General features: G+C 51.8%; 10 protein-coding genes. 7 read left to right on the plus strand and 3 right to left on the minus strand.

The window, feature by feature from the left end:
* Positions 1-11: 11 nt before the first annotated feature.
* Together tamB and tamA are read right to left on the minus strand one after the other, a co-directional pair.
* Positions 12-3,767: an autotransporter assembly complex protein TamB gene (tamB, locus tag BZG75_RS06385; RefSeq protein ID WP_158009966.1), complete on the minus strand. Its 3,756-nt coding sequence runs from the start codon at positions 3,765-3,767 to the stop codon at positions 12-14.
* Between the two features lie 8 nt (positions 3,768-3,775).
* The gene (gene tamA, locus BZG75_RS06390; protein WP_077576492.1) at positions 3,776-5,479 is read right to left on the minus strand and encodes an autotransporter assembly complex protein TamA; all 1,704 of its coding nucleotides are present in this window, start codon (positions 5,477-5,479) and stop codon (positions 3,776-3,778) included.
* Positions 5,480-5,648: 169 nt separating this feature from the next.
* Between tamA and msrA the strand changes: the two genes are divergently transcribed.
* Positions 5,649-6,275, plus strand: coding sequence for a peptide-methionine (S)-S-oxide reductase MsrA (gene msrA / locus BZG75_RS06395; RefSeq protein ID WP_443216186.1), 627 nt, complete (start codon positions 5,649-5,651; stop codon positions 6,273-6,275).
* A gap of 89 nt (positions 6,276-6,364) precedes the next feature.
* Here msrA and BZG75_RS06400 read toward each other — a convergent pair whose 3' ends face one another.
* Positions 6,365-6,571: a DUF1107 domain-containing protein gene (locus tag BZG75_RS06400; RefSeq protein ID WP_077459979.1), complete on the minus strand. Its 207-nt coding sequence runs from the start codon at positions 6,569-6,571 to the stop codon at positions 6,365-6,367.
* A 371-nt stretch (positions 6,572-6,942) separates the two neighbouring features.
* Here BZG75_RS06400 and BZG75_RS06405 point away from each other — a divergent pair, with 371 nt between their 5' ends.
* The 6 genes from BZG75_RS06405 (at position 6,943) to BZG75_RS06430 (ending at position 11,070) form a co-directional block, all read left to right on the plus strand.
* Positions 6,943-7,497 carry a YtfJ family protein gene (locus BZG75_RS06405; RefSeq protein WP_077576494.1) on the plus strand — a complete coding sequence of 185 codons (555 nt, stop codon included), beginning with the start codon at positions 6,943-6,945 and terminating at the stop codon, positions 7,495-7,497.
* A gap of 99 nt (positions 7,498-7,596) precedes the next feature.
* On the plus strand, positions 7,597-7,884 hold the full coding sequence (locus BZG75_RS06410) for a DUF2607 family protein (protein WP_077576495.1): 288 nt from the start codon (positions 7,597-7,599) through the stop codon (positions 7,882-7,884).
* Between the two features lie 26 nt (positions 7,885-7,910).
* Complete coding sequence (zrgA, locus tag BZG75_RS06415; RefSeq protein ID WP_077576496.1) at positions 7,911-8,576, plus strand: zinc uptake protein ZrgA; 666 nt, start codon at positions 7,911-7,913, stop codon at positions 8,574-8,576.
* 41 nt (positions 8,577-8,617) lie between these two features.
* Positions 8,618-9,313: an ABC transporter ATP-binding protein gene (locus BZG75_RS06420; protein ID WP_077459983.1), complete on the plus strand. Its 696-nt coding sequence runs from the start codon at positions 8,618-8,620 to the stop codon at positions 9,311-9,313.
* Positions 9,310-10,569: an ABC transporter permease gene (locus BZG75_RS06425; RefSeq protein WP_077459984.1), complete on the plus strand. Its 1,260-nt coding sequence runs from the start codon at positions 9,310-9,312 to the stop codon at positions 10,567-10,569. Before BZG75_RS06420 ends, BZG75_RS06425 begins: the two co-directional genes overlap by 4 nt.
* A 3-nt stretch (positions 10,570-10,572) precedes the next feature.
* Positions 10,573-11,070, plus strand: a complete 498-nt coding sequence (locus BZG75_RS06430; RefSeq protein ID WP_021023528.1) for a DUF3299 domain-containing protein — start codon at positions 10,573-10,575, stop codon at positions 11,068-11,070.
* Positions 11,071-11,235: the final 165 nt, after the last annotated feature.

Raw genomic sequence — 11,235 nt, forward strand, 5'->3', positions numbered from 1 at the left:
AGCGGGCTTTTTTATTTAATCTCAAACTGATAAAGCACATCGACCGCTTGGTCAACACCCGACACCGCTTCTAGGTAAAGGTCTTTCATTAAACGATAGCGCACAGTAAATACCCCAATCGCATCGAAGATCCCGACCCCATATTTCACTTCCAAATCTGGTAAAATATAGCCTGACACTTCGACCTTTTGTTCGTCGCCGGCACCCGCGGTATCTAAGGTGAGATCCTCAACACCAAAGGCTTGGCCGATCTCTCCTACCAATTTTCCGCTTTGCGCTAACCCAATACCAATCAGCATCGAGGTCATATTGGCATCGCCGGCGCCAGCATCCAGCGCTCGGCCACGCAATAGATAAGATAAGGCATTCGCCTGCGAGCCAGCCGGATCCATAAATATATCCGCAACCGGATCATCGGCCGGGCCACTCAAGCGAATACCTGCGATCACATCCCCCTCTATTCGCTCTGGGTTACGAATCGCTTCCACTTGCAGGTAGGGTTGGTCGGCAGGGCCATTAAACAAGATTTCCCCTTTGCGGATAATCAAGTCTTGTCCGAACGAGCGATACGTTCCGTCTAGTAAGCTGACATTCCCGACAATTAATACACCTTGCGGGTTGTTTTTGATATTCAGTTCACCGGATAAGCGCGACTTTAAACCAAAGGCTGCGAGACTAACGTCATCCCCCAGTGCTAACTTTACATCGGTGACTAGGTTAAACGGCATCGGCTCGTCTTGTTCTGCACTTTTTGGCGTATAGTCTTGGTTTAACAGCACCGTATCGTCTGACACCGTCACCGCTGACGCAGGTAAGTTTTCGACTTCTATCCGTCCCCAAGGCACATGAATATCACCACGAATCGCGACCTGGTCAGGCGTCGCAGAGACGGTAAGATCTGGCGCGACATCGAGCTTTACCATTGGGGGAAGGTTAAAACGTAACGTATCACCCGATACATTCAAGCCAAATTGCCAATCATCAATGCGGGGCCATTGGCCATCGCCTTTTAGTGTTAGCGGACCCTCAGGCGTGATTAACTGCCCATCCAGTTGCCCTTGTTGCCCATCAACCGTCAGAGCCAATTGCCCGTTATCTACATCCACCGGTGACGATAAGCCTTTCATCCGCAGCCCACTGACCGTCATGCCGCCATACACTTGCGGTAACGTTAGTGGGCCTTCAAGACGTAAATTCGCATTCACTTCACCATTCATATCCGCTTGTTTATCGTTTCCGAGCAAGGGCTCAAGCTTGGCCAACTGCACAGCAGTCACGATAAGATCGCCAGTAATCGTAGGTGTAGGGGCCAATAAATCGGTTAGGGTAAAGCCAGACGCAAGGGTGCCACCATCATCCAACGTCAGAGCAAGCGCCCCTTGTAATTGGTCATTGTGCCAGCGTGCATCCATGTTCGCGTGTTGCCAGTCAATGACCAGTGGCCTTTCTGCTTGCTGACGCAGTGCACCGTCGGTGATATCAATCGAGGCGCGTACATCTGGCGAGGCGTCAGGCTGCCATCGAGCGTGAACGGCTGCATTGGCACGTGTTTCAACGTGCCATTCCGGCGGCATGAACGCCGCAATTTGCTTCGCATCAAACCCTTCAATATTGGCAACGACCTCTCCTTGCTCACCAATATAGGCCGGTTGTGATAAGCATAAAGAAGTGGCTTGCCACTGCCAGCAATGCTCGCCGACCTGGGTTTGCTTATCGGCGAAAGTAAACGCAATGGGCGCCGCGGTTTGCTGCACGATGTCGCCAATGTCTTCCACATTCACTCGCGTATCGAGCAGTTGCCCTTGCCAACCAGACTCACGCGCCAGCGCACCTTGAATACGTAGCACGCCAGAGGCAGGGACGCCTTGCCAGCGTAAATCCAGCTGATGCTCGGCTTCATCACCGCGGACGGCCAGATCTAAATTCTCTAAACGCAGCGTTTGATAACGCCCTCCCAGCACAGACACATTCAGGTTGCCACCTAAGGTATCCTTTAAGGCCAGCGCGCCGTCTAAGGTAAGCTGATTGATGCGAAGATCTTGCCAGCGCAACTGCTTGGCATGGAAGGCCAGTTTGGCATCGGGATGGGCAAAGGGCCCGCTCAGACGCGCATCGCCGCGAATCACACCGGTTAACATCGGTAATGATTGGGACAGGTCAGCAATATCCACCGATAGCCCCATTTTCCACTCGTCACGCACTTGCCCTTGCGCAGTAATACGGTTAGGACCGTGGGAAAGCGTCAGACCGGAGGTAGAAACGCTAGGTTGCCCATCGCCATCACGATCATGGGCATTAAGCGCGCCAGACACTGAAAGGGGTAATTGCTGAAGCTCACCATGAACGACCAAGGTTGGCATAGACACATCCCAGCCACCTTGTGGGGTTAATCGTCCACGATGGCTCACTGCGCCGGTGAGATCACCATTCACCTCAGGCCATTGCCGCTGAGGCTGAATATGGGCAAAGCCTAACTCGGCTTGCCAAAAAGGCACGCTGGACCAATCGACGCTGGCGCGCCCGGCAACAGTACCACCGAGTGTTTGTGCCTCAAATTGCGAGAGCTTGAGCGCCGAGAGGCTGCCTTGTCCAGCAAGGGTCAGTTGTGTTGTCGGCACCTCAGGGCCGTCGACGTCACTTTGTAAGCCGAGCTGATAGTCAGATAAGTCACCATCGGCGTAAAAGTGTAGCTCGCGTAATGCCGCGATCGCTTCCCCCGTCAGCGGCCACGCCAATGCCTCGCTATCCAATTGCACGGCAAAAGGTAAGTTCGGTGCCAGGACATTCGCCTCACCATCAAGTTTGGCATTCACCGGTCCTGTTGCCTCAGCGCGCAGCGCTAAAGCCGCTAAACTCCCCGTCGCCGACAGTGACAATGCTTGCCCTTGGAGCGATGCCAAGTTCGCGGTCAACTGTGTTTCTAAGGTCAGTGGGTACTCACCTTCCAACAAGATATCGCCAGAAAGCTTAGCCGTGCCCTGAGGGGCAGCCACCGAAAAATGGTCAATCGTCACCGCACTGCCCTTGACGGCGCCGACGAGATCTAACGAAGAAAAGGTATGTACTGTACCGGCGTCAATACGAGTATCGCGTAGGCTAAATTGCTCAACATTGATATTTAGCGGCACATGAATGGACGGCAAGCGGAGCCCTGGATAATGAAAAGGGGCACTCGAGGCGTCGCTATCAGGTTTACCAACCGCACGGTCGGTATTTTCTTGATCACTGTCGTTGGTGGGCAGGGTAACCACCAGCTGCTGCCACTTTGTGGGCGATAAGGTTAAGGTGTCTCCCTCGACATGCACACCGCCTTGAAGCTGCTGCCAGTCAATCGCCTGTCCCGCCACCTGAATCGCCACATCATTGAATGCAAACGCGTTAATATGTATCGGTAGCGGCGATTGGATCCTCGCGGTAGACGGCTCGGCGGCGGTGTTGTCATCGCTTGGCGGGAAATTAAGCGCAAGCGTTACCCCTTCAGCCGCCAGTTGTTCGACACAGATTGATGGAGTAAGTAAGCACTTACCTTTTATCTCAATCCCCAGCTTATTAGCGGCCAATTGGATTTGCTCATCCTGATATTGCAGACCACGAAGTTCAAAACCGGTCAGCAAAGTGCCCTCGGCTTGTTCAAGCGATAATGCAGGTATAGCTTTCTGTGCCCCCCACACTCCAACTTGTAACCCGATCGGCGTAAATAAGGTGGTGGACACCAAACCTACCAGCGCAAATATCGTGATTAACAGAATCAAAGTTAATCTAACCAACCACCGGCTCATAATTCAGGCCCCAACGTCAGGTGCACACGAAAGTCGTCATCGTCATTATCAAAACCATGGGCGACATCAAGGCGAATCGGGCCCACCGGTGATGACCAACGAATGCCTGTCCCGGCCGCGCGCTTCCATGACAAATGGTTGGTCCACGCATCGCCGCCGTCAGCAAACACCGCCCACCACCAATTGCCACCAAGACGATACTGATATTCTAAAGTCCCGGTTAACATATAGCGTGCACCACTTAACTGACCGCTGTCATCGACAGGCGAGACGGTTTCATAGCCATAACCACGAATGCTGTTATCCCCCCCAGCGAAAAAGCGTAATGATGGTGGTGCTTCACGAAACTCCTCGGAAATCAGGGCGCCACCATCGACCCGGAGTAAGCCACGATGATTCTTATTTAAACTGCGAATCCAAGCACTACGACCTTGAAGTCGCAGCAAGCTAATATCCGACAGCCACGCGGGATCGGCTGCCTCCAGCGTCAGTGATTGCTTGTCTCCCCAATGCGGCATTAAACCACCACGCACGCGCGTTCGGGTAACGTTGACGCCCGGCAGCACCACGCTGACGATATCTTCATCTTGCCCTTGGCTATAGTTTTCGTACAGCCAGCGCAGCGATACACTGCGCTGCCAGCCGGTATCATAAAGCCAGTGTCGGGAGACAGAGGTCGTCGCTTCAAAACTGGTGGTATCGCGTTGGTCTGTATTTTTTAACCCCAGCTGAACTTGATAATATTCCCGTGAAACATCGTCAAGCGGCACTTTATAGGTAGAAGTAAGGGTTTGCTCTGGCTGAGAAACCGCCAGTGATGTGCTCAGGCTATGCCCCCTTGAATTATACCAAGGCTTACGCCAATTAAGCTTAAGACGCGGGCCAATGTCGGTGGAATACCCCACCCCAGTTTCAAACTTGTTGCGCGCTTCCGGGGTCAACGTCACCTTGATCGGCACTTCATTGTCCTCGGCGTCTTCCATATCCGCTTGGACTAATGCACTGGCAAACCAGCCCGTATTTGCTAACGCTTGGTTAAACTCGCCTAAGTCAGTAACTTGATAGAGATCACCTGGTGAAAAATCTCGCAGTGTATCAAGTCGCTTATGCTGGATTTGCGAGCCTTGATAATCGATCGCACCAAAATGATAACGCTTGCCACTGGCAAAATGCAGACGAATAAAGGCTTGCTGGCGGTCAGGCGCAACTTCGAGCCGGGCTTGCGTAAAACGACCATCAAAATAGCCCTTTTTCACGGCTAAGCTCTGGATCTGACTTTTGAGTGACTCATAATCACTGTGATTGAGCCGATGACCAGGTTGCGGTCCTTTCGCTTTAAGCGAATGAAAGTCATCATCCATCGCAGCTTCACCGGAAAAGACGACATCGACTTGCGCCACGTTAACCGGGGGGCCTGGATTAACGGAGACAACCAGGGTATCGCCCTCTGGCGCGTTCAGCGTGATTTTTGGCTGATAGTAGCCTACTGCCTGGAGTGCTTGTCGGACATCGCGCTCGACACGCGCCTTAAACCGATACGACCCATCGCGTTCTTCGGGCGCGATCGCCGCCAAATAGGTTGCTACATTTTGTTGCGCTTCACCCTCGAGTCCTTGGAGCTCAACGTCGAGGCTCGCGCGTACCCAGCTAGGTAGCAGTAAAAAAGCGATCGCAATAAGGGAGAGTTTACGTATCTTCATGCAATGAGAACCATTACTAGGGTGCCGCTCAACAAAATTGATGATATCTTGCCATATTACGCGTTGAGCTGGGCTTGATGCTAGCGCCATTCACATCAGTCCACACCCAAAGCGGTTTCATACAACACATAACGCTTTTCATCACAGCAGTAAAAGGATGCCTATGTCGATGCAATCTTCGTTCAGCCAACCCGATAATGCGATTGCGGATCGTGCTGATGCCATCACGCCCACCGAGCCACATGCCGTATTTGGGCAACCTATCACAACGGCCCCAGCGAACGGTCAGAAACAGGTCATTTTAGGGATGGGCTGTTTTTGGGGAGCAGAACGCAAACTCTGGCAACAACCAGGTGTAGTCATGACCTCTGTTGGCTACTGCGGTGGGGTAACACAACACCCGCGCTATCAAGATGTCTGTACGGGTCAAACAGGCCACGCCGAAGTGGTTAATGTCATTTTTGACCCGAGTGTCACCAGTCTGGACGCTTTATTGACGATCTTTTGGGAAAACCACGATCCAACTCAAGGGTTGCGCCAAGGTAATGACGTGGGCCCACAGTACCGTTCAGCCATTTATTACTGTGATCCTGCCGATTGCGCGACGGTAGAAGCCAGCTTTGCCGCCTATCAAGCCGCTTTAAAAGCAGCGGGCAAGTCGGATGCCGTCACCACAGAGATCGCCCCCGCAGGTACTTATTTCTTAGCAGAAACAGACCATCAGCAGTATCTGCACAAAAACCCCCAAGGCTACTGCGGCTTGGGTGGCACCGGCGTTTGCTTCCCGCCACAATAGTCTGAAGGCACGCAAAAGTCTGAAGACACGCAAACTCAGAGATAAAAAAAACACGTCATTAGACGTGTTTTTTCTGCATCGCACGTTTTTTATGCGGTGATGGCCATCGATTTAATTTCTTTATTTACTTCGGTCATGACCGAGAGTGCACGTTTATCACTGTGTCCTGGAGGTAGCAAACGCCCACCATCAAACTCAAACGCGCCGACACCTTCAATATAAAGTCGGCCCTTAAAAAATCGTTTCACATATCGCGCAATCTGGGTTGGTCGATATTGACGAAAGATGCGAAGCATAGGGATCCCTTTATTTCTCAACCAAGTCTGATGAACAGACCGAAACAGTAACAACGCTCTTTCACCGTTTCTTGGTAAATTATGTGTTACCACCTTGGAGCACCGAATATTATCTGGCAATCTCCACGTATAAAGCTAAGCAAGCAAAGTGCCATCTTATTCTGATGACAAGCACAGAATTAGAGCCTACTGGGCACGAAAAGTTCCTACCTTAGATCAATACGCGCGCTTTGAAGTGACGATCGCTGGATAAAACTCCGATCTCGCGCACGGATTAACCCTTGGCACTTGGCACAACGCACTGTCTGGCGTAACCATAGATAACTTGGCACCGAATGCCAAATAATGACCACAGACATGGATGATAAAGAATGAACAAAACCCTACTTGCTCTCACTTTTGCGTTATTCACAGGCACCAGTTGGGCGCACACGATCCAAAACGGTGCACCTTTACCGTCAGCCAAGGTCGCCGAGCAAGGCGAACTAACCTTGAATGGCGACGATATCGTTTATCAAGCTTGGCAAACCGAACAGTTGCAGGAAAAAGTACGCGTGATCCAAGCCATTGCTGGACGCAGTAGCGCCAAAGAAATGAACGCCCCCCTCATGGCGGCAATTACCGCCGCGGATTTTGACGATGCACGCTATCAAACCACCACCATCATCAATCAAGATGATGCCATGTGGGGAACTGGCGGCTTTGTAAAATCGTCAGCCGAAGACAGTAAACGCGAATTTAGCTGGTCATCGATTGTGCTCGACGAAAATGGCAGTGTCGCAGAGGCATGGCGCTTAAAAGAAGAGAGCTCGTTGATTGCCGTACTGGATGATAAAGGCATGGTGCGTTTTGTTAAAGAAGGTAAGCTAAACGAGGATGAAGTGAATCAAGTTGTCAGCTTGGTGACAGAGCTGGTAAACCAATAATCATATCGCGGGCAAGGCCCGCGCTTTCATTTCAGACTTGGCGTTCAAGGCTACAATTGTTATGTTATCACATTACTTAATAACCTCATGGACGTCTGGATGACTCGTCGAGTGCTCGTCAACCTGCTATTTGTATTGGTGCTTAGCCAAGCCGGACTGTGGGCGCACCATCAAGTCGACACCTTAGCCCCGAGCCATCACAGTGAGCATTGTGGTGTCTGTCATCTCATCCCACCAGCAATACTGGCTTCCAGTATCGTGACACCGACGCCCACCTATGCCGCCAATACCCTCATCGTTTGGTCAAAACCTCAGCGAGCTTATCGTACCGCTATAGCCTTTTCGGCGCGCGCCCCACCGAGTGAAATAAATACCTTCATTATCTAATTCATTTATTCACGAGGAGAAACCACATGAAAGCTCGTTTATTACCCAGCGTTATCACTATGGCCATCGCGACCACCTCTGCAGCAACATTAGCCGATGAAGCCAGCTATCAGTCGTTCGATGCCCACGTCCACGGGGAGGTGGCACTGAGCCTCGCCCAAGACGGTGAGCGCGTATTCATTGAATTAACGGCCCCGGGACACGATGTGGTCGGCTTTGAACACCAGCCTAAAAACGCCGCCGACCAGCAAGCGGTCGAAGATGCCTATGCGCTTCTGCGTGATGGTGGAAAACGCTTCCAACTTGCTGAAGCGGCGAATTGCCAGCTTGCCGAGACCAAAGTCACTAGCAGTTTTGACGACTACGACGAGCATCACAACCATGAGGAGCATCATGGTCACGATGAACACCATGACCACGACGAACATCACGGCCACAATGAACACCACGGTCATGACGAGCACCATAACCACGACGAGCACTACGGCCATGACGAGCATGATCAGGGTAACCACAACACTTTATCCGTGAACTACCAATTCGTTTGCCAAAACCCACAAGCCTTCACCGAATTGAAAACGGATTGGTTTAGCCTGTTCCCCAACACAGAAGCCATCAAAATTCAGGCCGTTACCGATGATAAGGTCTGGGTTGATACCTTGATTCGTGCTAAGTCGCACATCCAGTGGTAGTGAAAAAAGGAGGCGGGGCGCATCCAGTGCCCCTGTCAGGCATGATAACCATCAAACAACTAGGTTTTACGTGGCCGGGCCAGCCGCAACCGATCCTTGATATCGACAGTTTTGCGGTCAATGCTGGCGAGCATATATTTTTACAAGGTCCCAGCGGCAGTGGTAAATCCACCCTGCTAAGCCTGATTGCGGGTATTCATATCCCCCAGACGGGTACGCTGACGGTCAATCATCAAGCGCTAACGGCACTGAATGATCGCGAGCGTGATCAATTCCGTGCTAACCACATTGGTTATATTTTTCAGCAATTTAATCTGCTGCCTTATTTATCGGTGATCGATAATGTCACCGTGCCGCTGCGCTTTTCTCACCTGCGTCGTCAGGCGTTGACACGATCGCCTCATCAAGAGGCCGCCACCTTGCTCGACCAATTGGGCTTACCCACAAACTGCCACCACCAGCCGGTCACCGCGCTGAGTATCGGCCAGCAACAACGGGTCGCGGCGGCGCGGGCGCTGATTGGTGCGCCGGCGTTAATTATCGCTGACGAGCCGACTTCTGCGCTCGACGCTGACACCCGCAACACCTTTATTCAGTTGCTTCAAGACCGCTGCCGAGAAGCCAACAGCAGCTTATTGTTTGTCAGCCATGACAGTCAATTAGCGCCCTTGTTTGACCGTGATGTCTCGCTTCCCGCGCTGAATCGCGCCATGCGTCGCAAGGAGGATCAGCAATGATTTCGCTATTGGGACTTGCGGGGAAAAGCCTGAAAAATCGCCGCGCCACCGCATTGCTTTCTTTGCTGACCGTCACCATCGCCGTGGTGCTGTTACTCGGCGTCGAAAAGGTGCGCACGCAAGCGAAGGCCAGCTTTGCCAACACCATTTCCAACACCGATTTAATTGTGGGCGCCCGTTCTGGCTCCATTAATTTGCTGCTCTATTCCGTGTTTCGAATTGGTAACGCCACCAACAATATCGGCTGGGAAAGTTATCAGCGCCTTCGCGAGCACTCAGATGTGAGTTGGACCATCCCCATTTCACTCGGGGATTCTCACCGTGGCTTTCGCGTACTCGGCACCAGCAATGATTACTTTTCCCATTATCAATATGGTCAAAAACAACCACTCGTCTTTCGCCAAGGCGGCCCATTTTCCGGTCTATTTGATACCGTGATTGGCGCCCAAGTGGCGAAAGATCTGGGATACAAAATGGGCGATAACCTAGTGATTGCTCATGGACTGGCCGATAAAAGCTTTAATCAACACGACAATTTGCCATTTACTGTCACCGGTATTTTGGCGCCCACCGGCACGCCCGTCGACCGCAGTGTGCATGTGTCGCTCGAAGCCATAGAAGCGATTCATGTCGGCTGGGAAAGTGGCGCACGACTTGGCCAAGGCCTCACTCAAGCCCAAGCACAGCAGCGTGAATTACAGCCCGAGCAACTCACTGCAGTCATGGTGGGTCTGAACAGTAAAATCAAAACGTTTGCCGTCCAGCGTTGGGTCAATACTTATCCACGCGAGCCATTGACTGCCATCATGCCCGGTATTGCCTTGCATGAGCTATGGGACATGATGCGCGTGGGCGAGCAAGCGCTATTAGTGATCGCTGGATTTGTCGTCGTTGCTGGATTATTAGGCATGCTCTCCAGTCTGCTCACCAGCCTGAACGAGCGTCGACGAGAAATGGCAATTTTACGGGCAATGGGCGCACGTCCGGTACATATTATTCTGCTGTTGGTCAGTGAGGCGGTTGCCATCACCCTGGCGGGTATCATCTTAGGTGTGCTACTGCTTTATGGCGGTCTTGCGCTCACCCAGCCCTATATTATCAGTGAATTTGGCCTGTTCTTACCGCTCGACTGGCCCTCTTATTATGAATGTTTGTTAATGGTCGGCGTGTTTATCGCTGGTCTCGTGGTCGGCTTAATTCCCGCTTGGCGCGCGTACCGACAAACACTGTCCGACGGCATGACAATGAAGGTATAACCCATGAAAAAACGGATAACGCTCCATCTTATCGCCTTGCTTAGCGGCCTTTTGAGTTCGCTTGCTTGGGCAAGCAGTGAACCACTCATGCTCGATTGGATAGATTTGGTTCCTGAGCACGAACGGGCACAGTTTGATAGCCGCGGCATGCCAGACATTAGCCACGACGGTGATAACCCGCAAAGCTTGGTCGGATCGGTTCGCCCTGAACTCAATAATAGCCAAGTTAAAATCCCCGGCTTTGTGATCCCGTTAGAAGGTGACGATCAACGGGTGACCGAATTCTTGCTGGTCCCTTTTCTTGGCGCCTGCATCCATGTGCCACCCCCACCGCCCAATCAAATTATTTACGTAAAGTTTGCCGATGGCGCGCCGATTCAAGAACTATGGGATGTGGTTTATGTCGAAGGGACACTCAATACTGAGCATGTCAGTCATGACTTAGCAGAGGTGGGATATGTACTGCAAGGTACAACGCTAAGCGCCTACGACGACGGATAGATTTCTATCAATCAGTGAGCTTGATCGGCGCCGACACCATTGTCAGACAATATAATGAGACAATATCGCCAGTGCGCCGATATAAATGGCGATCAACAGTAAATTGATGGAGTTAGGTTTTTGCCTTCGCACACGCATCCCTACGCTTAATAGATAACACCATAA

It is taken from the genome of Salinivibrio sp. AR640 (assembly GCF_001995405.1).
Lineage (GTDB): Bacteria > Pseudomonadota > Gammaproteobacteria > Enterobacterales > Vibrionaceae > Salinivibrio > Salinivibrio costicola.

What these genes read in the sequence shown, in the direction of transcription:
- zrgA (WP_077576496.1), top strand. Translation starts at nt 7,911, where the DNA reads ATGAAAGCTCGTTTATTACCCAGCGTTATCACTATGGCCATCGCGACC.
- BZG75_RS06420 (WP_077459983.1), top strand. Translation starts at nt 8,618, where the DNA reads ATGATAACCATCAAACAACTAGGTTTTACGTGGCCGGGCCAGCCGCAA.
- BZG75_RS06400 (WP_077459979.1), bottom strand. Translation starts at nt 6,571, where the DNA reads ATGCTTCGCATCTTTCGTCAATATCGACCAACCCAGATTGCGCGATAT.
- BZG75_RS06430 (WP_021023528.1), top strand. Translation starts at nt 10,573, where the DNA reads ATGAAAAAACGGATAACGCTCCATCTTATCGCCTTGCTTAGCGGCCTT.
- msrA (WP_443216186.1), top strand. Translation starts at nt 5,649, where the DNA reads ATGCAATCTTCGTTCAGCCAACCCGATAATGCGATTGCGGATCGTGCT.
- BZG75_RS06410 (WP_077576495.1), top strand. Translation starts at nt 7,597, where the DNA reads ATGACTCGTCGAGTGCTCGTCAACCTGCTATTTGTATTGGTGCTTAGC.
- BZG75_RS06405 (WP_077576494.1), top strand. Translation starts at nt 6,943, where the DNA reads ATGAACAAAACCCTACTTGCTCTCACTTTTGCGTTATTCACAGGCACC.
- tamA (WP_077576492.1), bottom strand. Translation starts at nt 5,479, where the DNA reads ATGAAGATACGTAAACTCTCCCTTATTGCGATCGCTTTTTTACTGCTA.
- BZG75_RS06425 (WP_077459984.1), top strand. Translation starts at nt 9,310, where the DNA reads ATGATTTCGCTATTGGGACTTGCGGGGAAAAGCCTGAAAAATCGCCGC.